The sequence below is a fragment of the Mycobacterium sp. 1164966.3 genome, from assembly GCF_001665395.1.
Classification (GTDB): Bacteria; Actinomycetota; Actinomycetes; order Mycobacteriales; family Mycobacteriaceae; genus Mycobacterium.
This window is the reverse complement of sequence record NZ_LZSG01000064.1, coordinates 147,656-173,078: the sequence shown is the minus strand read 5'-3', so window position 1 is coordinate 173,078 and position 25,423 is coordinate 147,656. Positions and strand designations below refer to the sequence as shown.

24 protein-coding genes are annotated in these 25,423 nt (G+C 65.7%); 16 read left to right on the top strand and 8 right to left on the bottom strand.

All coding sequences use genetic code 11. The features are described 5' to 3' along the window. Positions 1–87 precede the first annotated feature (87 nt). Positions 88–732 carry a hypothetical protein gene (locus A9W99_RS23760; protein WP_067384291.1) on the bottom strand — a complete coding sequence of 215 codons (645 nt, stop codon included), beginning with the start codon at positions 730–732 and terminating at the stop codon, positions 88–90. Positions 733–879: 147 nt separating this feature from the next. On the opposite strand from A9W99_RS23760, the gene dop reads away from it, so the two are divergent. From dop to A9W99_RS23695, 13 genes are all read left to right on the top strand, one after another. Beyond that, positions 880–2,376 (top strand): pup deamidase/depupylase, encoded by a 1,497-nt coding sequence (dop, locus tag A9W99_RS23755; RefSeq protein ID WP_067384166.1) that lies wholly within the window; start codon positions 880–882, stop codon positions 2,374–2,376. Between the two features lie 95 nt (positions 2,377–2,471). Next, positions 2,472–2,666: a ubiquitin-like protein Pup gene (locus A9W99_RS23750; protein ID WP_067238714.1), complete on the top strand. Its 195-nt coding sequence runs from the start codon at positions 2,472–2,474 to the stop codon at positions 2,664–2,666. Further along, the gene (gene prcB / locus A9W99_RS23745; RefSeq protein WP_067384163.1) at positions 2,663–3,523 is read left to right on the top strand and encodes a proteasome subunit beta; all 861 of its coding nucleotides are present in this window, start codon (positions 2,663–2,665) and stop codon (positions 3,521–3,523) included. Before A9W99_RS23750 ends, prcB begins: the two co-directional genes overlap by 4 nt. Continuing rightward, the gene (gene prcA / locus A9W99_RS23740) at positions 3,520–4,296 is read left to right on the top strand and encodes a proteasome subunit alpha (protein WP_067384160.1); all 777 of its coding nucleotides are present in this window, start codon (positions 3,520–3,522) and stop codon (positions 4,294–4,296) included. Before prcB ends, prcA begins: the two co-directional genes overlap by 4 nt. A gap of 53 nt (positions 4,297–4,349) precedes the next feature. Further along, complete coding sequence (locus A9W99_RS23735) at positions 4,350–4,604, top strand: antitoxin (RefSeq protein WP_067384157.1); 255 nt, start codon at positions 4,350–4,352, stop codon at positions 4,602–4,604. A gap of 28 nt (positions 4,605–4,632) precedes the next feature. Continuing rightward, complete coding sequence (locus A9W99_RS23730) at positions 4,633–5,067, top strand: type II toxin-antitoxin system VapC family toxin (protein WP_067384154.1); 435 nt, start codon at positions 4,633–4,635, stop codon at positions 5,065–5,067. A 331-nt stretch (positions 5,068–5,398) separates the two neighbouring features. Further along, complete coding sequence (gene pafA, locus A9W99_RS23725) at positions 5,399–6,757, top strand: Pup--protein ligase (RefSeq protein ID WP_156623257.1); 1,359 nt, start codon at positions 5,399–5,401, stop codon at positions 6,755–6,757. A gap of 33 nt (positions 6,758–6,790) precedes the next feature. Beyond that, the gene (locus A9W99_RS23720; protein WP_067384148.1) at positions 6,791–7,786 is read left to right on the top strand and encodes a YafY family protein; all 996 of its coding nucleotides are present in this window, start codon (positions 6,791–6,793) and stop codon (positions 7,784–7,786) included. Then, a complete protein-coding gene (locus A9W99_RS23715) occupies positions 7,783–8,751 on the top strand; it encodes a YafY family protein (RefSeq protein ID WP_067384145.1) in 969 nt (322 codons plus the stop codon). The genes A9W99_RS23720 and A9W99_RS23715 overlap by 4 nt, the downstream gene beginning before the upstream one ends. An 88-nt stretch (positions 8,752–8,839) precedes the next feature. Further along, entirely contained in the window at positions 8,840–9,100 is a 261-nt protein-coding gene (gene tatA / locus A9W99_RS23710) for a Sec-independent protein translocase subunit TatA (RefSeq protein WP_067384289.1), read from the top strand. A gap of 45 nt (positions 9,101–9,145) precedes the next feature. Next, complete coding sequence (gene tatC, locus A9W99_RS23705) at positions 9,146–10,096, top strand: twin-arginine translocase subunit TatC (RefSeq protein WP_067384286.1); 951 nt, start codon at positions 9,146–9,148, stop codon at positions 10,094–10,096. Between the two features lie 87 nt (positions 10,097–10,183). Then, a complete protein-coding gene (locus A9W99_RS23700; protein ID WP_067384142.1) occupies positions 10,184–12,904 on the top strand; it encodes an RNA helicase in 2,721 nt (906 codons plus the stop codon). A 50-nt stretch (positions 12,905–12,954) separates the two neighbouring features. Continuing rightward, positions 12,955–13,695 carry a DUF4333 domain-containing protein gene (locus A9W99_RS23695; protein ID WP_067384139.1) on the top strand — a complete coding sequence of 247 codons (741 nt, stop codon included), beginning with the start codon at positions 12,955–12,957 and terminating at the stop codon, positions 13,693–13,695. Between the two features lie 6 nt (positions 13,696–13,701). On the opposite strand, the gene A9W99_RS23690 is transcribed toward A9W99_RS23695, so the two are convergent. Beyond that, positions 13,702–14,658, bottom strand: coding sequence for a 5'-3' exonuclease (locus A9W99_RS23690; RefSeq protein ID WP_067384136.1), 957 nt, complete (start codon positions 14,656–14,658; stop codon positions 13,702–13,704). 18 nt (positions 14,659–14,676) lie between these two features. Between A9W99_RS23690 and A9W99_RS23685 the strand changes: the two genes are divergently transcribed. Next, positions 14,677–15,807 carry a Xaa-Pro peptidase family protein gene (locus A9W99_RS23685; RefSeq protein ID WP_067384133.1) on the top strand — a complete coding sequence of 377 codons (1,131 nt, stop codon included), beginning with the start codon at positions 14,677–14,679 and terminating at the stop codon, positions 15,805–15,807. Positions 15,808–15,816: 9 nt separating this feature from the next. After that, entirely contained in the window at positions 15,817–18,063 is a 2,247-nt protein-coding gene (locus A9W99_RS23680) for a prolyl oligopeptidase family serine peptidase (protein ID WP_067384130.1), read from the top strand. Between the two features lies 1 nt (position 18,064). Here the strand turns inward: A9W99_RS23680 and A9W99_RS23675 are convergent, their stop codons facing one another. The 6 genes from A9W99_RS23675 to A9W99_RS23640 all read right to left on the bottom strand — a co-directional run bounded on the left by A9W99_RS23675 (position 18,065) and on the right by A9W99_RS23640 (position 24,574). Further along, positions 18,065–19,090, bottom strand: a complete 1,026-nt coding sequence (locus A9W99_RS23675) for a DUF5631 domain-containing protein (protein ID WP_156623256.1) — start codon at positions 19,088–19,090, stop codon at positions 18,065–18,067. A 1,166-nt stretch (positions 19,091–20,256) separates the two neighbouring features. Then, a complete protein-coding gene (locus A9W99_RS26725; protein ID WP_156623255.1) occupies positions 20,257–20,712 on the bottom strand; it encodes a hypothetical protein in 456 nt (151 codons plus the stop codon). A gap of 374 nt (positions 20,713–21,086) precedes the next feature. Further along, entirely contained in the window at positions 21,087–22,037 is a 951-nt protein-coding gene (locus A9W99_RS23655) for a hypothetical protein (protein WP_067384118.1), read from the bottom strand. Between the two features lie 99 nt (positions 22,038–22,136). After that, positions 22,137–23,654 (bottom strand): hypothetical protein, encoded by a 1,518-nt coding sequence (locus A9W99_RS23650; protein ID WP_371514982.1) that lies wholly within the window; start codon positions 23,652–23,654, stop codon positions 22,137–22,139. Next, positions 23,633–23,950: a DUF2563 family protein gene (locus A9W99_RS23645; protein ID WP_067384111.1), complete on the bottom strand. Its 318-nt coding sequence runs from the start codon at positions 23,948–23,950 to the stop codon at positions 23,633–23,635. Before A9W99_RS23645 ends, A9W99_RS23650 begins: the two co-directional genes overlap by 22 nt. Positions 23,951–24,157: 207 nt before the next feature. Continuing rightward, positions 24,158–24,574 (bottom strand): F420-dependent biliverdin reductase, encoded by a 417-nt coding sequence (locus A9W99_RS23640; RefSeq protein WP_067384108.1) that lies wholly within the window; start codon positions 24,572–24,574, stop codon positions 24,158–24,160. A 35-nt stretch (positions 24,575–24,609) separates the two neighbouring features. Between A9W99_RS23640 and A9W99_RS23635 the strand changes: the two genes are divergently transcribed. Next, positions 24,610–25,359, top strand: a complete 750-nt coding sequence (locus A9W99_RS23635) for an SDR family NAD(P)-dependent oxidoreductase (protein WP_067384282.1) — start codon at positions 24,610–24,612, stop codon at positions 25,357–25,359. The last annotated feature ends 64 nt before the right edge of the window (positions 25,360–25,423 follow it).

Below are 25,423 nucleotides of genomic sequence, written 5' to 3'. Positions count from 1 at the left end.
GAAGCCGGGTGAAGCGGGTCGCCGCCATTGACCCAGTGGCGATCGCGAACGCGGCGAAGCCGGGTGAAGCGGGTCGCCGCCATTGACCTAGTCGGTCACCAGCGAGTAACTGTTGGCCAGATCGTCCTGAGTGACCTGCGCGGCGCGCGACGTCGTGTCCACCCGCAGCTCTTCGGTGAGCACGCGCGCCTGATACGACCACCCATCCGGCAGGTTCAGCCGATCGGCCAGCGTGGGCAGATCGGCCCGCGACAGGTCGGGGTCGACGACCTGGCTCCATGTCTGCATGACCCAACGGTTGCCGTGCGGGTCGTGAAGCTCATACACCTCTTCGCTGGCGTCGAAAACGAACACGGTGTGCCGGCTGACTGTGTTGGAGCTGTACGGCGCGGGGTTCATCGACGACAGCAGGATGGTGGCCTGCAGAATCATCTCGATGCCGCCGAAGCTCTTCCGCAGCTCCGGACCCTTAGACCGTTTTTCGATGGCGTTCATCAGCCAATAGCGTGGCCCGTTGAGCAGCGCCGCGGCCGCACCGTTTTCGGTGGCGATGGTGTGCGGATCGAGTGCCGACCACAACTCGGCGGGGCAGTCATTGAGCGGGAAGCTGTTGTAGACGTTGGCCTGTGGACCCGCCTCACCGGGCGTTACCAGGAGCACCTCGCCATAACGCTGCCCGGACAGGTCGGTCCGTGCGTGGCGGCCTGATGAGTTCGATTGCGGGCTGGTCACCAGGGTGAAATTAATCACAGTGTCAATGGGCGTCAACTTCTTCGCCTTGGGCCCGCACCACGTCACCCTCGCCGCTTCGTGGCTGGACGGCTGCCGCAGCGCGGGTTGCGCGGAGGGTTCGCAGTCGCCGCGCCTACGCTTTACGGCATGCAACGGATTATCGGGACGGAGGTCGAGTACGGCATTTCGTCGCCGTCCGATCCGACCGCCAACCCGATCCTCACCTCTACCCAAGCGGTCCTGGCCTACGCGGCGGCGGCCGGCATTCAGCGCGCCAAACGCACCCGCTGGGACTACGAGGTGGAATCGCCGCTGCGCGACGCCCGGGGTTTCGACCTGAGCCGCTCGACCGGCCCGCCGCCGGTGGTCGACGCCGACGAGGTCGGTGCGGCGAACATGATCTTGACCAACGGGGCGCGCCTCTATGTGGACCACGCGCACCCGGAATACTCCGCGCCCGAGTGCACCGACCCACTGGACGCGGTGATTTGGGACAAGGCCGGCGAGCGCGTGATGGAGGCGGCCGCCCGGCACGTCGCCAGCGTGCCCGGCGCCGTCAAGCTGCAGCTGTACAAGAACAACGTCGACGGCAAGGGCGCCTCCTACGGGTCGCACGAGAACTACCTGATGTCGCGCCAGACACCGTTTTCGGCCATCATCGCCGGGCTCACCCCGTTCCTGGTGTCCCGGCAGGTGGTGACCGGTTCCGGCCGCGTCGGCATCGGTCCCTCCGGCGACGAGCCCGGTTTTCAGCTGTCCCAGCGTTCCGACTACATCGAGGTCGAGGTCGGGCTGGAAACCACGCTGAAACGCGGCATCATCAACACCCGCGACGAACCGCACGCCGACGCCGACAGGTATCGCAGGCTGCACGTCATCATCGGCGACGCCAACCTCGCCGAAACGTCCACATACCTGAAGCTGGGGACCACCGCTCTGGTACTTGATCTGATCGAGGACGGGATCGACCTCAGCGACCTGACACTGGCGCGGCCGGTGCACGCGGTCCATGCCATCAGCCGCGACCCGGCGCTGCGCGCCACGGTGGCGCTTGCCGACGGTCGCGAACTCACCGGCCTTGCGCTGCAACGGATTTATCTGGACCGGGTGGCCAAGCTGGTCGACAGTCGTGACCCCGACCCGCGCGCGTCCGACATAGTCGAGACCTGGGCACACGCGCTGGACCTGCTCGAGCGCGACCCGATGGAATGCGCCGAGCTGCTGGACTGGCCGGCCAAGCTGCGGCTGCTCGAAGGTTTCCGCCAGCGCGAGAACCTGAGCTGGTCGGCACCCCGCCTCCACCTCGTCGACCTGCAATATTCGGACGTGCGCCTGGACAAGGGTTTGTACAACCGGCTGGTCGCGCGCGGCTCGATGAAGCGTCTGGTCACCGAACACCAGGTCCTCGAGGCGGTCGACAACCCGCCTACCGACACCCGGGCCTACTTTCGCGGCGAATGCCTGCGCCGCTTCGGTGCCGACATCGCCGCGGCCAGCTGGGATTCGGTGATCTTCGACCTGGGTGGCGACTCGCTGGTTCGCATCCCGACGCTGGAGCCGTTGCGCGGCAGCAAGGCGCACGTCGGTGCGCTGCTGGATTCGGTGGACAGCGCGGTGGAGTTGGTCGAACAACTGACCAGCTAAGCCTCGTTAGCCCGACGAAACGTCAGTGTCGACCGGTAGGGTAGACAAGACCAGCGCCCGTGTGACGCTGGCCGATAACCAAGCAGGAGGCGGCGATGGCTCAGGAGCAGACCAAGCGTGGCGGTGGCGGTGGTGAGGACGACGAACTCACCGGCACCACGGCCGCCGGCCAGGAGCGTCGCGAGAAGCTGACCGAGGAAACCGACGATCTGCTCGACGAGATTGACGACGTCCTCGAGGAGAACGCCGAGGACTTCGTGCGCGCGTACGTCCAAAAGGGCGGACAGTGACCTGGCCGTTCTCTGATCGCCTGTCTCTCAACCCTTCCGCCGTAGATCTGTCCTCGTTCGCCGACTTTCTCCGCCGCCAGGCGCCGGAGCTGTTGCCGGCGAGCCTCAGCGGCCCGCAAGCGGGCGGCAGCGGGGGACAACTCCCGCACGGCACCACCATCGTCGCGCTGAAATTCCCCGGTGGTGTCCTCATCGCGGGGGACCGGCGTTCCACGCAGGGCAACATGATCGCCGGGCGCGATGTGCGCAAGGTGTACATCACCGACGACTACACCGCCACCGGCATCGCCGGCACGGCCGCAATCGCGGTCGAATTCGCCCGCCTGTACGCCGTCGAACTCGAGCACTACGAGAAGCTCGAAGGCGTGCCACTCACCTTCGCGGGCAAGGTGAACCGGCTGGCGATCATGGTGCGCGGCAATCTGGCGGCCGCGATGCAGGGGCTGGTGGCGCTGCCGCTGCTGGCGGGCTACGACATCCACGCAGCCGACCCGGAAAGCGCGGGCCGCATCGTCTCGTTCGACGCCGCCGGCGGCTGGAACATCGAAGAAGAGGGCTATCAGTCGGTGGGGTCCGGCTCGATCTTCGCCAAGTCGTCGATGAAGAAGCTGTACGCGCATGTCAACGATGCGGATTCGGCGCTGCGGGTCGCCGTGGAGGCGCTCTACGACGCCGCCGACGACGATTCGGCTACCGGCGGACCCGATCTGGTCCGTGGCATCTACCCGACCGCGGTCACCATCGACGCCAACGGCGCCGTCGACGTCCCCGAGGACCGGATCGCCGAGCTGGCTCGCGAGGTCATCGAAAGCCGGTCGCGTGCCGATACTTTCGGTCCCGATGGCGGTGAGAAGTGAGCTTTCCGTATTTCATCTCGCCTGAGCAGGCGATGCGCGAGCGCAGCGAGCTCGCGCGCAAGGGCATCGCCCGGGGCCGCAGTGTGGTCGCGCTGGCCTATGCCGGTGGTGTGCTGTTCGTCGCCGAAAACCCGTCGCGCTCACTGCAGAAGATCAGCGAGCTGTACGACCGCGTTGGCTTTGCGGCCGCGGGCAAGTTCAACGAGTTCGACAACTTGCGTCGCGGCGGAATCCAGTTCGCCGACACTCGCGGCTACGCCTACGATCGCCGCGACGTCACCGGTCGGCAGCTGGCCAACGTCTACGCGCAGACGCTGGGCACCATCTTCACCGAACAGGCCAAGCCCTACGAGGTGGAGTTGTGCGTCGCCGAGGTCGCGCACTACGGCGAGACCAAACCGCCTGAGCTCTACCGCATCACCTACGACGGGTCGATTGCCGACGAGCCGCACTTCGTGGTCATGGGCGGCATTACCGAACCGATCACCACCGCCCTCAAGGACTCCTACACCGAGAACGCGGATCTCAACGACGCCCTGCGGATCGCGGTAGACGCGTTGCGGGCCGGTAGCTCCAACGGCGGCGATCAGCCTTCGCTCGGCGTGGCCAGCCTCGAAGTGGCCATCTTGGACGCCAACCGGCCGCGTCGGGCATTTCGACGGATCAGCGGCGCTGCGCTGGAGTCGCTGCTGCAGAAGGCGCGTCCCAAGGGATCGAAGGCTTCCAAGGACAGTCCAAAGGACGCCAAATCCGACGGCGAATCGTCGAAGTAACTGCTCTCGTTCTGACAGCATGCTGTCAGAAGCTTTGATGCTATGCTGTCAAGGTGCGCACCACGGTGACCTTGGACGACGATGTCGAGCAGTTGGTGCGGCGCCGCATGGCCGAGCGGCAGGTGTCCTTCAAGAAGGCGCTCAATGACGCGATTAGGGACGGCGTCTCGGGCCGGTCGGAACCGCGGCGGTTCGTCACACGTACCGCCGACTTGGGCGCTCCCGCCGTAAATCTCGATCGGGCATTGCAGCTTGCGGCCGAACTCGAGGACGAGGAACTTGTCCGTCGCCAGCGGCGTGGGTCATGAGCGCCGCTGCTCCCAGTCATAACCACCCATGAAGATCGTCGACGCGAACGTTCTGCTGTATGCGGTCAACACTTCCAGCGAACACCACAGTTCGTCCTTGCGCTGGCTCGACGATGCGCTATCGGGCGGCGACCGCGTCGGGTTCGCGTGGGTGCCGCTGCTCGCGTTCGTCCGGCTAGCGAGCAAGGAGGGCCTGTTTCCCCGCCCGCTTTCTCCGGAAGACGCCATGGGTCAGGTCGCGGACTGGCTGAGCGCCTCGAGCGCAGTCGTGGTGAATCCGACTGCGCGTCACGTTGATCTCTTGGCGCGAATGCTGGCCGAAGTGGGAGCCGGTGGCAACCTCGTCAACGACGCCCACCTCGCGGCGCTTGCCGTTGAGCATCGCGCGAGCGTCGTCTCCTACGACAGCGATTTCGGCCGATTCCCCGGCGTGCGCTGGGATCGTCCGTCGGCGCTGCTCTGACCGTGCGCCAGGGCCTATGTGCTGACCGACGGTCGCCACGAGCAGCGGCGACTTGGGTGCCTCCGGATTCGTGAAGACCAGTTCGTGGCTCTTGATGACGAGCCGGAGGTGCCCCCGCAATTCGATCCAGCAACTCCGGATTGAACATCGCCAAGTCGTATGACGCCTCACTCGGCTGGCCTGAGAACGGAAGTTCGGGCGGCGAAAACCGCGCCATTTATCAAAGTTCGCCCATCGTGCTGCGGCAGCGGGTCGCACATGACCCCGTCGACAACATCCATGGGCGCGGCTTGCTCACCTTCGCGGCAGGACAACCAGTACCCTCGATTACGTGCAGCGGCGAATCATGGGCATCGAGACCGAGTTCGGTGTCACCTGCACCTTCCACGGCCATCGGCGCCTGTCGCCGGACGAGGTGGCGCGCTACCTGTTTCGCCGTGTGGTGTCCTGGGGCCGCAGCTCCAACGTTTTCCTGCGTAACGGCGCTCGGCTGTACCTCGACGTCGGCAGCCATCCCGAATACGCCACCGCCGAATGCGACAGCCTGGTGCAACTGGTCACCCATGACCGGGCCGGCGAGTGGGTTCTCGAAGACCTGCTCGTCGACGCCGAGCAGCGCTTGGCCGACGAGGGCATCGGCGGCGACATCTACCTGTTCAAGAACAACACCGATTCAGCGGGCAACTCGTACGGCTGCCACGAGAACTATCTGATCGTCCGCGCCGGCGAGTTCTCCCGGATCTCCGATGTGCTGCTGCCATTCTTGGTCACCCGGCAGCTGATCTGCGGGGCGGGCAAGGTGCTGCAGACCCCCAAGGCGGCGACCTTCTGCCTGTCACAACGCGCTGAGCACATCTGGGAAGGCGTCTCGTCGGCCACCACCCGCAGCCGGCCCATCATCAACACCCGCGACGAGCCGCACGCCGACGCCGAGAAGTACCGGCGGCTGCACGTCATCGTCGGCGACTCCAACATGTGCGAGACCACCACCATGCTCAAGGTGGGCACCGCGGCGCTGGTGCTCGAGATGATCGAAGCCGGCGTACCGTTCCGCGACTTCTCACTGGACAACCCGATCCGCGCCATCCGCGAAGTCAGCCACGACATCACCGGGCGCCGGCCGGTCCGGCTGGCGGGTGGGCGCCAGGCAAGTGCGCTGGACATTCAGCGGGAGTACTACAGCCGGGCCGTCGAGCATTTGCAGATCCGGGAGCCCAACGCGCAGATCGAGCAGGTCGTCGACCTGTGGGGCCGCCAGCTCGACGCCGTCGAGAGCCAGGATTTCGCGAAGGTGGACACCGAGATCGACTGGGTGATCAAGCGCAAGCTGTTCCAGCGCTACCAGGACCGCTACAACATGGAGCTGTCCGACCCGAAGATCGCTCAGCTCGATTTGGCCTACCACGACATCAAGCGCGGCCGCGGCGTGTTCGACCTGCTGCAGCGCAAGGGCCTCGCGACGCGTGTCACCACCGACGAGGACATCGCGGAGGCCGTCGACCATCCGCCGCAGACCACCCGCGCCAGGCTGCGTGGCGAGTTCATCAGCGCTGCCCAGGCGGCGGGGCGTGACTTTACTGTCGACTGGGTTCACCTCAAACTCAACGACCAGGCGCAGCGCACCGTGCTGTGCAAAGACCCCTTCCGGGCGGTCGACGAGCGGGTGAAACGGCTCATCGCGAGCATGTAAACCGCACACTCCACTCGATCTAGGCTGGAGCAAATGGCGACTTCGAAAGTCGAACGGCTGGTGAACCTTGTCATCGCCCTGTTGTCCACCCGCGGCTACATCACCGCCGACAAGATCAGGTCCAGCGTGGCGGGCTATTCGGAGAGTCCCAGCGCCGAGGCGTTCTCGCGGATGTTCGAACGCGACAAGAACGAGTTGCGCGACCTCGGCATCCCGCTCGAGATCGGCAAAGTGTCGAGCCTGGACCCCACCGAGGGCTACCGGATCAATCGCGACGCGTATGAACTGCCGCCGGTCGAGCTGACGCCCGACGAGGCCGCCGCGGTGGCCGTCGCCGCCCAGCTGTGGGAGTCGCCCGAATTGATCACCGCGACCCAGGGTGCATTGCTCAAGCTGCGCGCTGCCGGGCTGGACGTCGAACCGGATGCCCCGGTGGCCATCGCGTCGGCCGCCGGCGTGCCGGGGCTGCGCGGGTCGGAGGAGGTGCTCGGAGTCCTGTTGTCGGCCATCGCTTCTGGGCAGGCGGTGCAGTTCCCCCATCGGTCGTCGCGCAGCGCGCCCTACACCACTCGTACCGTCGAACCGTGGGGGGTCATCACCGAGCGGGGCCGCTGGTATCTGGTCGGCCACGACCGCGACCGCGACGACACCCGCACCTTCCGGCTGTCGCGAATAGGCGCCGAGGTCACGCCGATCGGGCCGCCCGGGGCGGTCACCGTGCCCGCGGATGCGGACCTGCGCGGGATCGTCGTGCAAGCGGTCGGGGAGGCACCGAGCGGCGTTCAGGCAACTGTGTGGGTGGCCGAGGGCCGCGCTACCGAGCTGCGCCGCACCGGAAAGTCTCTGGGGCCGCGGCAACTGGCCGGCCGCGACGGTGAGGTGGTCGAGCTCGACGTCGGATCTTCCGACCAGCTGGCCCGAGACATCACCGGCTACGGTGCCGACGCGATCGTGCTGGAGCCGCAGTCGCTGCGCGAGGATGTGCTGGCCCGGTTGACAGCCCATGCAGGCGTCGGGGAGGCCTCATGACTCCCGTTTCCACCCGGCTGGTCCGGCTGCTCAACATGGTGCCCTATTTTCAGGCCAACCCGCGGATCACCCGTGCCGAGGCCGCCGCCGAGCTGGGAGTATCGCCCCGTCAGCTCGAGGCCGACCTCAACCAGCTGTGGATGTGCGGGCTGCCCGGCTACTCGCCGGGTGATCTCATCGACTTCCAATTCTCCGGCGACACCATCGAAGTCACGTTCTCGGCAGGCATCGACCGGCCGCTCAAGCTGACCTCACCCGAAGCAACCGGCCTGCTGGTGGCGCTGCGGGCGCTGGCCGACATCCCCGGGGTGGTCGACCCGCAGGCGGCGCGCAGCGCGATCGCCAAGCTTGCGGCCGCGGCCGGCGCCGCCGGCAACGACAGCACGGTGGCTGCCGTCGACGAGCCGGCTCCCATCGAGAGCCGTGCGGCGGCTGCCGTGCGGACCGCCGTGCAGGACAAGCACGCGCTGAGGATCGACTATTACGCCGCTTCGCATGACACGCTGACAACCCGCATCGTCGATCCCATCCGCGTGCTGCTCATCGGCGGTCACAGCTACTTGGAGGCCTGGTCTCGCGAGGCCGAAGGGGTTCGGCTGTTCCGATTCGACCGCATCGTCGACGCAACGGAGCTGGACGAGCCGGCCGCCCCACCCGAGCCGGCGCTACAGGCACCGCCGGACACGTCACTGTTCGATGGCGATCCGTCGCTGCCGTCGGCCAAGCTCTGGGTGGCGCCCTCAGCAGCGTGGATGTTCGAGTACTACCCGATGCGCGAGGTACGCGAGTTGCCGGACGGGTCCTGTGAGGCGGTGATGACCTACGCCTCCGACGACTGGATGACGCGCCTCGTCCTGGGGTTCGGGGCGGCGGTGCGGGTATTGTCGCCGGAGCCGCTGGCGCGGCGAGTCAAGGACGCCGCGGTCGCCGCCCTAGAGTCCTACCAGGTCGCGGCCCAGGCCTGAGGCCTGCGCGGGTCACCACGCCGTCGCGAGCACGCCGGCAGTTGACTTGGCTGCGGTAGCATCGGATGAACGTCTGGAGGTAATCAAAGTGACAGGTGCTTTTGGTCCGTGGCACTGGGCGATCCTCATCGTGGTGGTGATCGTGTTGTTCGGTGCTAAGCGACTCCCCGACGCGGCGCGCTCGTTGGGCAAGTCGCTGCGGATCTTCAAGTCCGAGGTCCGCGAAATGCAGAGCGAGGGGAAACCCAAGGAGTCTGCCGCCATCGAGACGCCGACGCCCGTGCAGTCGCAGCGCGTCGAGCAGCCAACGACTCAACAGCAGGATCACCCCGAGGCGCGGCCGGCCTAGCCCGGCATCGCCGTCGCGGTGCCTAGGCGCCCCTGACCGAGCGTGGTGAAAATTTTCAAGACCTCCGCGCGCACCGCGGGCTTATTGAAGCGGCTTAACCCGCGCAACCGGCGTAGCCGCACCAATCCCGACGCGACGATGTCGCTGGTGGACCACCTCACCGAGCTGCGCACCCGGCTGCTGATCTCCCTGGCCGCCATCTTGCTCACCACGATCTTCGGCTTCGTCTGGTACTCGCATTCCATCTTCGGGCTGGAAAGCCTCGGCGAGTGGCTGCGGCATCCCTACTGCTCCCTGCCGCAGTCGGCGCGGGCGGAGATCAGCGCCGACGGGCAGTGCCGCCTGCTGGCCACCGCGCCGTTCGATCAATTCATGCTGCGCCTCAAGGTCGGCATGGCGGCCGGCATCGTGTTGGCCTGCCCGGTGTGGTTCTACCAGCTGTGGGCCTTCATCACCCCAGGGCTCTACAAGAAGGAACGCCGCTTCGCGGTGGCGTTCGTGATCCCCGCGGCGGTGCTCTTCGTCGGCGGGGCCGTGCTGGCGTATCTGGTGCTGTCCAAGGCGCTGGGCTTCCTGCTGACCGTGGGCAGCGACGTACAGGTGACCGCCCTGTCCGGCGACCGGTATTTCGGCTTCCTGATCAACCTGCTGGTGGTGTTCGGCGTCAGCTTCGAATTCCCGCTGCTGATCGTCATGCTCAACATGGTGGGTCTGCTGCCCTACGAACGGCTCAAGTCGTGGCGGCGTGGTCTGATCTTCGCGATGTTCGTCTTCGCCGCGGTGTTCACGCCGGGGTCCGATCCTTTCTCCATGACGGCGCTCGGCCTGGCGTTGACCGTGCTGCTCGAGTTCGCCATTCAGATCGCCCGGCTGCACGACAAGCGAAAAGCCAAGCGCGAAGCGCAGATCGCCGACGACGAAGCCTCGGTCATCGAACCGCCGGAGCCAATGACTGCACCCTCGGCGGTTGGCGGAACTCATGACGACGTCACCTGAACCTTCTTGCCGCGAGGGCGCGCAAATGTACGCCGAAACACCGATTTCGACGTACATTTGCGCACCCTCACGCGAGATGGCGTCGACGTGACCGAGCTGACCGAGCTCGCAAGGTTCAGCGCCGAGCTGCAATTCTCGCTGGACGACTTTCAGCGGCGGGCGTGTGCGGCGCTGGAAGGCGGCCACGGTGTGCTGGTCTGCGCGCCCACCGGCGCCGGCAAGACGGTCGTCGGTGAATTCGCGGTGCACCTGGCGCTGGCGTCGGGCGGCAAGTGCTTCTACACCACACCGCTCAAGGCACTGAGCAACCAGAAGCACACCGACCTGACGGCGCGCTACGGGCGCGACCTGATCGGACTGCTGACCGGCGACATGTCGGTCAACGGCGACGCCCCCGTGGTGGTGATGACCACCGAGGTGCTGCGCAACATGCTCTACGCCGATTCGCTTGCGCTGCAAGGACTTTCCTACGTAGTGATGGACGAGGTGCATTTCCTCGCGGACCGGATGCGGGGGCCGGTCTGGGAGGAGGTCATTCTGCATCTGCCCGACGAGGTGCGGGTGGTCAGCCTGTCGGCGACGGTGAGCAACGCCGAAGAGTTCGGTGGCTGGATCCAGACTGTGCGCGGCGACACGACAGTGGTGGTCGACGAGCACCGGCCGGTGCCGTTGTGGCAACACGTCATGGTCGGCAAGCGACTCTTCGACCTGTTCGACTACGACAGCAAAACCGACAAGTCCAGCGTTGATCCCGCGCTGCTGCGCCATATCGCGCATCGTCGTGAGGCCGATCGGCTGGCGGACTGGCAGCCGCGCCGCAATTCCGGCCGGGGCGGCTCGAATCGGCCGCGCTTCTACCGGCCGCCGGCGCGCCCGGAGGTGATCGCGGTCCTGGACTCCGAGGCGTTGCTGCCGGTGATCACTTTCGTGTTCTCCCGGGCCGGCTGCGACGCGGCCGTCGCCCAGTGCCTGCGATCGCCGCTGCGGCTGACCACCGAAGAGGAGCGCGCACGGATCGCGGAGGTGATTGACCACCGTTGCGGCGACCTCGCGGATTCCGACCTCGCGGTGCTCGGCTACTACGAATGGCGAGAAGGGCTGATGCGCGGTTTGGCGGCCCATCATGCTGGGATGTTGCCGATCTTCCGGCACACCGTCGAGGAGCTGTTCACCGCCGGGCTGGTCAAGGCGGTGTTCGCCACCGAGACCCTGGCGCTCGGTATCAACATGCCCGCCCGCACGGTGGTGCTCGAGCGGCTGGTGAAGTTCAACGGCGAGCAGCACATGCCGTTGACCCCGGGGGAGTACACGCAGTTGACCGGCCGCGCCGGCAGGCGGGGTATCGATGTCGAAGGTCACGCGGTGGTGCTGTGGAATCCCAACGACGAAAACAGCGAACCCGCGCAGGTGGCCGGCTTGGCCTCGACCCGCACCTTTCCGCTGCGCAGCTCGTTCGCGCCGTCGTACAACATGACGATCAACCTGGTGAACCAGATGGGTCCGCAGCAGGCGCATCGCTTGCTGGAACAGTCTTTCGCGCAATATCAGGCCGACCGCAGCGTCGTCGGACTTGTCCGGGGCATCGAACGCGGCAAACGGATGCTGGCCGAGATCGCGGCGGAACTAGGTGGACCAGACGCACCGATCCTCGAATACGCGCGGCTGCGCGCCAGGGTGTCCGAGATGGAGCGGGCGCAGGCCCGCGCATCTCGGCTGCAACGACGGCAGGCGGCCAACGACGCCCTGTCTGCCCTGCGCCGCGGCGACATCATCACCATCACGCACGGCCGCCGCGGGGGGTTGGCGGTGGTGCTGGAATCGGCGCGCGACAACTCTGACCCGAGGCCGTTGGTGCTGACGGAAAACCGGTGGGCGGGCCGGATTTCGTCGGCGGACTACTCGGGAGCATCAACCCCGGTCGGCTCGATGACTCTGCCCAAGCGAGTCGAGCATCGACAGCCACGGGTCCGGCGGGATCTGGCGTCGGCGCTGCGGTCGGCCGCCGCCGGGTTGCCGGTATCGGCGCGGCGACGCGGCGGGAAGGAACAGGCCGGCGAGTTCCACGATCCCGAGCTGGCGTCCTTGCGGACCGAACTGCGCCGGCATCCCGCCCACACCGCCGGCGAAGAGCAGATCCGGGAGGCCGAGCGGTATCTGCGCATCGAAGCTGACAATGCGCAACTGCAGCGGAAAGTAGCGGCGGCCACCAACTCGCTGGCCAAGACATTTGACCGCATCGTCGGACTGCTGGCCGAACGCGGCTTCATCCACGGCCCGTCCACCGATCCACAGGTCACCGACGACGGACGGCTATTGGCCCGGATTTACAGCGAGAGCGACCTACTGGTGGCCGAGTGCCTGCGCACCGGCGCGTGGGCGGGCCTGAAATCCGCCGAGCTCGCGGCGGTGGTCTCGTCGGTGCTCTATGAGGCCCGCGGTGATGCGCCCGGTGCCGCATATGCCGCCGAGTCGCCCACCCAACGAGTGCGCCAGGCGCTGCTGCAGACGTCGCGGCTGTCCAATACGCTGCGCGCCGACGAGCAACGCCACCGGATTGCGCAAAGTCGTGAGCCCGACGACGGCTTCGTCCGGGTCATCTACCGCTGGGCGCGCGCTGGGGATCTCGCCGCCGCGCTGGCCGCGGCCGATCCGCCAATGTCAGCGGGAGACTTCGTGCGCTGGTGCCGACAGGTTCTCGACCTGCTGGACCAGGTTCGCAATGCCGCGCCGGACGCCGCGCTGCGGGCTACCGCAAAGCAAGCTATCAATGATGTGCGGCGCGGCGTCGTCGCAGTTGACGCCGGGTAGGCTTGGCCGGAGCTACGGTTACATCTCGTGACACGGACTGAGGAGAGACGATGAGCGGACCGCACGGGTCAGACCCGTACCAGCCGTGGCAGCAGCCTGGCCAGGTATCTCCCGACCAGGCGACCCAAATGGGACCCGTCTCGGGATCGCCCTGGCAACAGCCGGCGCAGTCCCAGGACGCGACGTGGCATGCCCCGGCCTACACGCCCTCGGAGTATCCGCAATATCAGCAGCCGGGCACGCCCGGCTACGGCGACACCAGCTCGCAGGCCACGCAATACGGCGCGCCCACCCAATACGGCCAGCCCGCGCAATACGGCCAGCCCGGCCAGTACGGTCAGACGGCCCAGTATGGTCAACCGGGCCAGTATGGCCAGCCAGGCCAGTACGGTCAGCCAGGCCAATACGGTCAGCCGGGCCAGTATCCGCAGCCCTTCGAACAGCCCAAGAAGCGGTCGGCGGGAATGGTCTGGGGCATTGTTGGTGGGGTGGGTGTGCTCCTCGCCGCGGTGATTCTGGTGCTCGGTTTCGTGGTGCCAGGTTTCTTTGTCACCAAGGAGCTCGACGTCAGCAAGGCACAGGCCGGCGTGCAGCAGATCCTCACCGACGAGACGAATGGCTACGGCGCCAAGAACGTGAAAGACGTGAAGTGCAACGGCGGCAAGAACCCTGAGGTCAAGAAGGGCGGCAGCTTCGACTGCAACGTCAGTATTGACGGCGCCCCGCGCAAGGTGACGGTGACGTTCCAGGACGACAAAGGCACCTACGAGGTCGGACGGCCGACGCAGTAGCAGTCGTCAGTCGGGCAGCGCGTCGAGCGCCGCTTGCAGGCGCTTGATCGACGACCCGACGCCCAGCTCGGTGGCCAGTTGGGCGGTGCGTGCCGGGTCGGCGGCAGCCAGGGGCAGTGTGTCGGTGGGCGTCGAAAACGTGACAGGAGCATCGGTGGCCACCCGCACCACCGCGCCCGCGGCCTTGATGTAGTCGGTCGCGGCCAGCAGTTTGGCCCGCAAACCCTTGGCCAACTTGGACTTTGGGTTGTGCGCGGCGGCCATGATGTGCTCCAGCGAGCCGTGCTGGGCGAGCAGGGTTGCTGCCGTCTTCTCGCCGACGCCCGGCACGCCCGGCAGCCCGTCGGAGGGGTCGCCTCGCAGCAGTGCGAGCTCGGCGTATGCCGGTCCGGCGCGATCCACTGGCACGCCGTATTGCTCGGCCACGTCCGCGGGCCCGAACAACGTGGCCTTGTTCAGTCCGCGGCCCAAATAGAGTACGCGGACTGGGACGGGATCGTCGGTCACCACCTGCAACAGGTCGCGGTCTCCGCTGACCACGACGACAGGATTCTTCTTTTCCCGCGCTGCCAATGTGCCCAGCACGTCGTCGGCTTCGAAACCCGGTGCGCCCGCCGTCGGGATTCCGAACGCGTCGAGCAACTCCATGATCATGTCGACCTGGGGCGTCAGGTCGTCAGGCACCTCTTCGATGTCGGGCTGCCCGGCGGGCTCTTCTTCGGCAACGCGGTGCGCCTTGTAGGAAGGGATCAGGTCGACGCGAAACTGGGGGCGCCAGTCCACGTCCAGACACACCGCCAGCCGGCGGGGCTTTTGCTGGCGGATCACTACGGCCATCGAGTCGATGAATCCGCGGACGGCATTGACCGGCCGCCCGTCGGGCGCGGTGATCGACGACGGTACCCCGAAGTACGAGCGAAACCACATGCTGGCGCCGTCGAGGAGCAATAGCGGTGCAGCCATGGCGCTATCTTGTCAGCCATGGAGTCTCGCCGTGTCGACGCCTTCGAAGCCCAAGTGTATGCGCGCCGGCTGACGGCTGCGGCCGCCGCGACCGCCGACGCGGGACTGAGTGGTCTGGTGGTCACTCCCGGCTACGACATGCGTTACCTCGTCGGCTCGCGGGCCCAGACGTTCGAGCGGCTCACCGCACTGGTGTTGCCGGCCTCCGGCGAGCCGACCATCGTGGTGCCGCGGCTGGAGCTGGCCTCGTTCAAGGCGTCGCCGATCGCGGAACTGGGCCTGACGGTTCAGGATTGGGTCGATGGCGAAGACCCGTACCAGCTGGTGAGAGCGGCCCTGGGGGGTTCTCGGGCCGCTGTCAGCGATTCCATGCCTGCACTTCACCTGGTGCCGCTGACCGCTCTGCTGGACGTGCCGCCGGTACTGGCCACCGACGTGCTGCGCGGGCTGCGGATGGTCAAGGAGCGAGGTGAGATCGACGCGTTGCGCAACGCCGGTGCGGCCATCGACCGGGTGCATGCGCGGGTCCCGGAGTTTCTCCGGCCGGGCCGAACGGAGGCCGAGGTTGCCGCCGATATCGCCGAAGCGATTGTCGCCGAAGGACATTCGGAGGTGGCGTTCATCATCGTCGGCTCCGGCCCGCATGGCGCGGATCCGCATCACGGGTATTCGGATCGTGAATTGCAAGTCGGTGACGTCGTGGTCGTCGACATCGGCGGCGTCTATGACCCCGGTTATCACTCCGACTCGACTCGAACCTACAGCCTCGGCGAGCCCAATAATGATGTGGTTCAGCAGTATTCGCTATTGCAACGGGCTCAGCGGGCGGCTGTGGCCGCAGTGCGTCCCGGCGTGACTGCCGAAGAGGTGGATGCCGCGGCCCGCGACTTCCTGGCTGAGGCGGGACTGGCCGAGTATTTCGTCCACCGCACCGGGCACGGTATCGGGCTGTCGGTGCACGAGGAGCCCTATATCGTCGCCGGCAACGATCTGCCGCTCACCGAGGGCATGGCATTCTCCGTCGAGCCGGGCATCTATTTCCCTGGCCGGTGGGGTGCGCGCATAGAGGACATTGTCATCGTGACGGAGGATGGTGCTTTGTCTGTCAACAACCGGCCGCACGAGCTGATTGTCCTACCCGCCAAGTAGGTTGGCGGAGTGTCAATCCTGGACCTAGCGCTGCTCCCCATCCGCATCGCACGCCACGTCGCTGAAGCCGTCGTGCATCCCGCAGAGCGCTCGCCCGCGCCCCCGGCCGAGCTCGTCGTGGTCGACGGGATGCCCGAGGGCGTGCCGCCGGCCGCGCGACGGCCAGAGCCGGCACTACCTGCGCCGGCCGGATGGCCGTTCGGTGAGGACTTTCCGCGGACCTGCGGCGCCGGCCGCATAGCCGGCGGCGCCCTGTTCTGGACCGACTTTCTCTACGACGACCACGGCGCAACGGGACTTCCGGTCGGGGACTTGAAGATTCAGGCACCGCCACGCGGCACATACATTTATCCCGACGGTCCTGCGGCCCGCAACGGCGCCGACATCTTCCGCGTCGCCATCGGGCTCAGCGAGACGCACACATGGTGGCGAATCGACTGGAACACACTGCTGAACGCCTCGGTGCCGATCGCATTGTTCACCTTAGACACCGGGCGAGCGGCGGCCACATCCGGCGAGTGGCCGTTCGACGCTGGCGTGCGTTCGGCGGGTATCGACTTGGCGCTGCTGGTTTCGGCGAGTGGCGCTCGGCTGATGGATTTGGCGACGCAGGTCGTGACGCCCGTGGAACACAGTGTGGACATGCAATCGCGGACGTTTTTGGCGCAGGTGCCGAGGTCGTTGGTGGAACCGACGGGCACCTGGACGGTGCGGCTGGCCGCAGGGTTGGCCAACGGCGCCGGGGATGGGTTCGCCGATGTGCCCATCTTGCACGGCGCGTTGCACGGGCAGCCCAACGTCTACAACGTCGCATTTCGCACCAGTGCTCAGGAACCGCCGCACTTGAACTTCTGGTCTGATGCCGCCCAGGCTGCCGCTCTGACCAGCGGCGACATATCGAAGTTCTCGGTTGCCGTGGAGTGGGATCGGTTGGCGGGGCGCGAAACAACGCCAGAGCCGGTGATTGCTGGCCCGTCGACTCGGTGGTACGTGTCCTCGATCGAGCTCGGGCAAGGCGTCACCGCTGATGACATCTTGAGCACCAAACCGCAGTTCCTCGGCCGGGTGCAGCCCTATTCGGTATGCGTGCCGTCGACCTACACGCCTGGCCGTCCGCTGCCCTTGACCCTGCTGCTGCACTCACTTGCACTCGGGCAAAACCAGTTCGCCGCGATCGACCCGCATTTGCTTAACGAGGTGTGCGAAGGCCGCGACTCGGTGGTGATCACGCCACTCGCGCGGGGCCCGTCGACCTGGTATTTCGATACCGGAGAGCTGGACGTCTGGGAGGTGTGGGCGCGGGTGGCCGAGCAGCTGGGCACCGACCCCAACCGCACCGTGGTCTCGGGTTATTCGATGGGCGGCTATGCCGCCTACAAGTTCGGGCTGACCTATCCAGAGGTGTTCGCGCAGGCGGTCGTGCTGGCCGGTCCGCCCGTGTGCGGGGTCCGATTGATTCCGCACGTCGACATTCCTGCCGACCTCGACTTGGACTCACACTGCGCCCGGGAAGGCGATACGTGGAAGCTGCTGGTGAATGCCCGCTGGCTGCCCTATGTGATTGCCCACGGGCTGGTAGACGAGCTGGTGCCGTTTGCGTCGGCGGCCGAGCAGGTGCTTGAACTCGACCGGCTGGGCTACCGCCACCGATTCACCGTTTACCCGTTGGAGGATCACATCGCCTGGGTGTTTCAGGACAAGTTCGAAGATCCGATCAAGCACATGGGAACCGGTCTGCGCCAAGCAGATCCGGGACACATCACCTTCGCCTGGTATCCGCAACTGGTGCGGGCCGATCTGGGCATCGGCCCGGATCAGGTGTGGTGGCTGTCGGAACTGACTGCTGATTCGGCGGTGACAGCGCGGCGCGGAGCCATCGCGGAGGTCGACGCCCGGTCGTATGCCCGGCCGGACCCGACACACACCATCCGGCATCGCCGTGGGTCCGTCCCGTACTTCGAGCCGACTCCTGGGCTGTACAGCGAGCTGTTCTGGCAGGTGGGCCCGCCGGTCGGGGCGTTGCCGTATCTGACGCTGCGGCTTAGCGGGGTTGCCAGCCTGGCAGTCGACATCAAGCGCGCGGGGCTGGCGGCGTTGCCGTCGTCGACGATTACGTTGGCCACCGACACCGCCACCCAGGTGACGCTGAGGGCGCTCCCCGACGGTGTCGAGGTGCAGCTCGACGGCCAGCCCAGCGGACCGACCGTAGCGATGCCGGCCGGACGCCACCAAATCACGTTGGCGGTGAGGAATTGACTCAGCCTGCGTGGCCGTTTGCAGCCGAGCAGGCTTTGAACCAGGCGAGGTGGTAGTTGGCCGTGGCTTTGTTACCGGCAATCAGCGCGTCGATAGCCGCCAGGAGTTGCCAATTGCCCACGTCGTGGGCATTTACGTGGTCGGGATAGGACTCAAGGACGCGAGTACTGATCGCGGCCAGATGCTGGTGCAGCAGTTCGATCTCGGAGTCCAGCACTCCGCTGCCAGTAGACGCCGCTTTGGCCAGCGTGTGGGCCAAGCGGGGGAGTCCGTCGCGCCACTGGGTCGCGTGGCCGAGCTCGGGGCCGAGTTCGTCGACCTCGGGTGCGCGCCGAGGCCGAAGCGCGGTGGGCACGGGCTCCTCTTCTTCGGGCACGTGATGGATCGGGGTGTAGCCAGCAGCGACGGTGACTTCGCCGAGCATGGTTTCCAAGGTGCCACGCCGCTTTGCGGGGGGCAGTAGCGTCACCGCCGCCGGCAGGTCGATTCCTGGCGGAATCCAGCCGCTGGCCAGGTCGGTTGCCAGCACGGTTGTGTTGTCGGCGCGGTCTCCGGCCGCCCACGCCAGACGCGGTTGTTGGCGAGCAACGACGGCCACCAACCGCTCCAGTCGAGTGCGCGCTGTGGCATGGGCCGACACTTCGCCGGCGACCGCGCCGCTGGCGGTCGCGACGGCAGCCTCGGTCGCCAAGCTCGGTGCTGCGACAGGCGATTTCGGCGTGGTCGACTGACGCATCACGGTGGGCTGACCACTGCCGCCCTGCCCTGCCGATGGATGCACGGGCGCCGAGCCGGGTGTCGCCGAGGTAACTGGCGGGCTGGGCGGGACAGGTGGTGTTGCGCCGGTTTGGATCGCGGGCCGTAGGTCGGATGCATAGGCGGGCAGCGGACCCGAAGGTGTCGACGATGAGGCTACCGCTGGCGCGGCTGGTCCCGTGACGATCGGGGGGGCCGGCGGTTCCAGAGTCGGGGCGTGCGCGACCTGCGGTGGCGCCTCAAATGCCTGGGCATGCGCGACGGCGGTCATTCCCGCGGATGGAGGTGGCGGTGGTGGTGGCTGGGGGACTGGCGCCATGGTGTGCGACATCGGCGCTGGCGGAATTGCTTCTGGTGCTCCTGAGAAAGGCGCACCCGCCTGAATTCCTTTGTCGAAGCTTTGGATTAGATGCGTTGGGGAAGGGGGTCCGAGCGAGGAGGGTGGTGGAAGCGCGGCGCCAGCAGAAGGTGGGGCCGGGGCGGCGGCCACTGGCATCGAAGTGCCCGGCAGAGATCCTGTACGAGCACCAGATGTCGCCGGAAAGGCAGTCGATGGAGCGGAGTGTTGCGGTGATACCGGTTGGGCGGCCGCAACACGCGGGGGAGTAAGCGCTGGTGGGAGCTGGCCACCCGGGAACGCCTGGGGCGGCGCATGCGCTGATCCTCGCGGCCCAGCTGTATCACCGCGAATTACCGCTGGGATCCCGCCGCCGTCGAGCGCCTGTGGTTTGAGTCTTGTTGGGTTGGGCGGTGACGCTCCGTCAGGCTCACCCTTGATTACCGTCGGCAGCTGGCCGCCCTGTAGAACCTGCTTCGAACTAGGGTTGCCCAACATCGCCCGTACACGATCCGATAGATCCTGCTGATGATCGGAGTGCCGAAACATCTGATCGAGGTTGAAACCGTTGGCCGAAGCGAACTGACGTGCGGACTGTCCGCTCCCTTCCTCGTCGAGGACTCGCTGGGTCGCTTCGAGCACGTTGCTCCCATATTTGGCTGCAGCGATATTGGACAAGGCGCGGACTTGCTGAATCACGGCTACGATCTTTGCCGCCTTGGTCTCGATCGGCTCTTTTGAGTGTTGAATTTCGTTGATTCGGTTGTTGCCCTCATCCGCCAAATTGGTGAGATCGTGTTGAAGGCTCAGCATGCTGTCGTACGCGGTTCCATAGCTTCTCAGCTTGAGTCCGTTTTTCTCGGAGATCCGTCGGGCATATGCCTCACCACGTCGGTAGGCATCACGGAGATCATTTGCAGTGACTCCGCGCTGCTCGACTAGTGGGCCGGATCGGGCCTCTCTCAGCAAATCTGCGAAGCGTTCGAATTGCATATTGAATGCGCCTCGACGTGTTTTGTTGCTTTGCAATATCAACAAATCCTGATCATCCGGCCATTGGTCACCCACGAGCAATTGGGACCACTGGCCGGGCGGAAAAATCATTTGCACATCTCACTGACTTTTGAACCAGCAGCCTCCACAACGTCGCGGGATGATTTGAGTTCGGGATCTGGCGCCTCGGCCATGTAATTAATTGCGAGCTGCTGATATGCGCTGGATAGTGCTCTTATCGCTTCCGCTAAAGCACCAGGGGTTGCTGATTCTTCTGCTAATACCTTCAATAAGTAGTTGCCACCGTCATACAGTGCGATTCGAGCATTCGCGGCAACACCGAGGACGGTGCCGGGGTCGTTGTCACCGTCTCTACCTGTGTTAGCGAGCACCGCATGATGCACCTTGTCGTATGCGGCACACACTTTCGTCCTAGCCATGGCGATCTGTTGATCGGTATATGTCTGCGCAGCAGAGGGTTTGTTGGATGGTGCAGGGCGAAACCAGCCGGCCACCGCAACACCGAGTGTGACCAATAGCGCGACTAGCACGAGCACGACCATCGGCCACTGCCGCCTTGGCGCGGGTGGCGCGGCCTGCCAGGTGGGCGGAGGAGGCAGATCTGACACGCGCTGATCGTAGCCCGCATGAGCGATTGCGGTAGTCACGCTGGGTCGGCGTGGTCGGAAACAACTTGAATTCAGTAATCAGACTCAACGGAAAATGAGCTGAAATGAAGTGAAGCGATCCACGACTGAGTTTCGGCCGGTACGGGTTGGAGTTAATTGCCTGTCGGTCGTTGATACTGGGTTATCCGACACGCACCGAAAATGGCTGACGTCGGCCTTTCGTGTTCGACGCATGATTAAAACCGGCAATTTTGTATACGCCACCCCAACATAACTCCGGAAATTTACGGGCTTCTATGCCGAAACCCCTAGCGGCCCGAGCCAGTCTCGTCGTCGCGCTTATGCTCCGGCAACAGGATGCGCCGGGTCGCGACGGGCTTGCCGTCCACCCGCTTGATCACCTCAGGCGTCGGCGGGGGTGTGGTGATCCGTCCCTGCACTGGCGCGCCGTTCTTCACCGACGGCACGAGGACGCGCTTGGTCTCAGCCTTCGGATCGCTGCCGGGCCCAGCGCCCGCCATGCCCGGCGGCATGATCGGCATGGCGCCCATACCACCCCGTGGCGCGGTTTGAGCCTCCGGCGGGCTCGGTGGCGCAGGTGACGTCGCGTGCGACGACGCAGGCAGAGTACCGGCGGACGAGCCCTGAAGCGGTGTGAGCATCGCGGTCGGCAGAGTGGTGCCGATACCGCCACCGCCACCGCCTGAGCCGGCCCCATGGCCACCGAATTCCTCCCCGCCACCGCCGGTCTCAAGCTCAGCGGGAACGGCCTCGCTCCCGGTCGCAGCTCCTCCGACGCCATGCTGCAGCGCGCCCATGCCCATTTGCATCGCCTGCTGTCCGGCCTGGGCGAGCTGCTGCGGAATCTGGCTGAGCGGTTGCAGCGCACCGCCGAGAGCGCCCGCGATACCACCGGCGATACCAGCCGCCATCTGCGGCATCTGCTGCACCATCTGGCTCATTTCAGTCTGACCGCCGACTCCGGCCAGCCGAGCGGATGACTGCTCTTCGTTGGCAGGAAATTTGCCGAGCGCGTCGGCAACCTTGGCCTCGCGTTCGTCATGTCCTGCTAGAGCCGCGAGGTTGTCTCCCGGATCACCGCCGTTAGCAGCGATACCGAGGACCTTCAGCAATTGGCTGATCGCCGACTGCCCGGTAGCCAGCTGATCGGGTGTGATCACCGGCGGCGGCGGCATCCCACTGAGTCGCGCGAGCTGGTCCAGAACGATCCTGAGCCGCTCTTCTTCGCCGCCACTCATTGAGGCCTCCCCAACCCTGGCGCCTGTGTCAGCGCCTCGAACATTCGGCTGATGCTAGCGCCGATTGACCGTTCGGGTAATTCAGCGTGGCTCCGACGATCAGGGAAGGGGAATGCGAATTGGTCTGGGCAGGGGGATCGGAAAGGAAGGAAACGGATTGGGCAGGCCAGGAAGCCCCGGGACGGGAAGGGAAGGAATGACAGGAACCTGCAGAGCAGGCCACTGGTCACCAAAGCGCGACAATACCTCTTGGTCGCCGATCTCCTTGTGCCATTCGAGACCCAATAATGGCCCAAGGCGCCCGTCCTCGACGCGAGGCCAAGCCTGAACAAGCGGCGTCGTCTCTCCTGCCCGGTCGCTGTAGATCTCGACTGCTGGGAAGTTCGTCACGATCCCACCGGCGACGGGACCCGACTCAGTCGGTGCGATGGCAATGGTGCCGTTCACATCGAACGTGGTGGCCTTCGCAACAGCTTCGCCGCCCGGGGAGAATGGGTCGGCGGCACTGTACTTGATCAGCACAGAGCCGTCGCTTTTCTGGATGGCCGACACAGACGGAGTGCCCGCGCGAATCTGGCCGGTCTTCGCATCGACCGACGGGTTCTGCCGGGTCACGATGATGCCGTTCTCGTAGTCGACAGTTATTGCGACCCTTGATGATTCGGGCCCCGCTGTGGCGGAAAAGTCTCGGTTGTCCCCGAGATTATCGTGGTACCCAGGCCAGTCGAACTGCGGATTCACTACCGATTCTCCGGGGATGAAGAGGTTCGTGCGGACCACGCCCTGACCCGGCACCGGCGTGATGCGCTCGATCGAGATATTCGGTGGCACACCCCCGTTCTTCGGGTCATAGCTGTGTGGATCGAGGGCCGCGGCGGTTTCCCAGTCAGCCGGCGACTGTGGCGGGTGGCCGAAAACCTTTGTGAATGTGTGGATTTGATTCTTCTGCCGATTGGTCTCGGGTTCGGCCCTCGATGGGGCGCCCGGAACGTCTACCGTCTGGATTATCTGGGGGTCATAGCCGTTGGTGTGAAGGGTCGTTAGGGATGACTGCAAAGTGTCGGAGTACTTCGTCCGGATCGATTCCAGCTGACTGACAGCATTTCTGGTGTCGCTTATGGCCTCGTGTTCATAGGTGGAATATTTTGCGTCCAGCTCGGACCTCTCAGCCGGGGTGAGAGGCATGTGCTGCTCGATATCTCGCACCTGATCGAGCAGGTCGTCGATGTGCCGTAGACGACTTCCAAGGGTTGCGATCTGCCCAGCTGCGAGTCCCTGCGCTTCAGCCAGGATGCCGGCAATGTTCTCCAAATCGATTGCGATCTTCGGCAGTTGGTCCGCCTGAAGATGCAGTGATTGTCTCGCGCGCTCTACCTCGGCGGCATCGTTGATCGGGTGATCGCCATTCTGGTGATTCCACGCCGCCTCAAAATGACGTAGCGCTTCTTCGAACTTGCTCTTGGCGTCGTCACCAGATTGCCCCGCGTTGAAAAGCGCCTTGGCCATGCCGGAAATCTGCGCTGGGCGGCCACTCTGGAGGCTGGCGTTAATCGCCCATGGATCGCCGTGGGCTTCGGCGATCAGACTCCGAATGCTTATGTGTCGGAAACGTTGCATTGCCCCGCAAGCAGTTTCGCGGCATTGAGCTCATCCATGTCGGTGAACGCCGTGGCGGCAGCACGAACCCTGTTACCGAGCGCGGCGAGCATCTCATGATGGGCCCGAAAGGTTTTGACGTGCCGGGAGTGTGTTGCGCTGAAGGCCTCGTGATACCTGTCGGCGGCAGCGAAATCACCGAAGATTCCCGACGACAGCGGCGCTCGCGACATCTGGTCGGCCCCGTCTTGTGCATATCCACCTGCGCGGTGGGTCTGGTTGGCCCCGGAGTGCAACCAGTCGGTGTCGACAAACATCACTACCCTTCCTCAGCTCTTGGCGTTTCGATTCGCCACGGCGACAAGCGATCTAGTCGAGATGTCGCCGGTGACGCTAAAGACAGGGAATGCGCGCGTCAATTCAGTAGCCGGTCCAGCCGCAGCTGTGGAGAAGTGAATTGTGCTCGAAGCTGGCTGCCGCTAGGTTGCGGCGCAATCCAAGGGACGCTGCGCGGTTAGGCAGCCTTATTCGACGCGGCCACGGTCAAGCAGATCCGACGAGCCGAGCACCCGCTCGACGTGAACCTCGATGACCACCCGTCGCGGATTGGGCCTGGGCGTGCGATAGCGCTGGGCGTAGCGCAGCTCGGCGTCCCGGACGGCATCGGCTTCACCGTTTACCTTGGCCCGACCCTCCAGCGACAGCCACCGGGCGCCGTCGACTTGGCTGAGCACCGCCACCCCGCCGCGCTCCGCGTTGACCGCCTTTTGAGACCCGCCGGTGGTGATGACCCGCGCGATATGAGTCTTGGGATCGAAGGTGAAACCTACAGCCACCACATGCGGCGAATTGTCGGCGCGCAGCGTGGTCAACATCGCGAGATGGCGCTCGGAGAGGAAGGCCAGCGCGTCGTCGGTGAGCCGGGTAGTGGTATTCGCCATCGCTCCCCACGCTAGCGCAGGTGATAATCGCAGCCGTGGACGACACGGGCGCTGGTCCGGTAGTAATTTTCGGCGGTCGCAGCGAGATCGGCATGGAGCTCGCTCGGCGGCTGGCTCCAGGAGCCACTGTGGTCCTGGCGGCACGCAAAGCCGACCAGCTCGGTGAGCAAATCGGCGCACTCCGCGACGCCGGGGCAGCCGATGTGCACACGGTGGAGTTCGACGCCGACGACCTGGATTCACACGGCCCGCTCGTCGCATCGATCATCACCGAACACGGCCCCATCGGCGTCGCGGTACTGGCCTTTGGGATCCTCGGCGACCAGGCCCGCGCCGAGACCGATGCCGCCCACGCCGTAGCCATCGTCCACACCGACTACGTCGCTCAAGTCAGCCTGCTCACCCACCTGGCCACCGGAATGCGCGCCGCCGGCCGCGGATCAATGGTGGTGTTCTCCTCGATCGCCGGTGCACGCGTGCGCCGCGCCAACTATGTCTACGGATCGGCCAAGGCCGGCCTGGACGGCTTTGCCAACGGGTTGGCCGACGCGCTGCACGGCACCGGAGTGCGGTTGGTGCTCGCTCGGCCCGGATTCGTCATCGGGCGTATGACGGAGGGCATGAAGCCCGCGCCGCTATCCGTCACGCCCGAGCGGGTGGCGGAAGCGACGGCGCGTGCGCTTGCCAAAGGACGGCGCACGGTGTGGATCCCATGGGCGTTGGGGCCCGCGTCTGCCGCTATGCGTCTGCTGCCGCAGTTTGTCTGGCGCAAGATGCCCCGATGATCCGCGCCGGCGACGATGCCGTGGGGGCACCCCCAGCCGCGCAGCGGCGAGGGGGAGTCAGCGA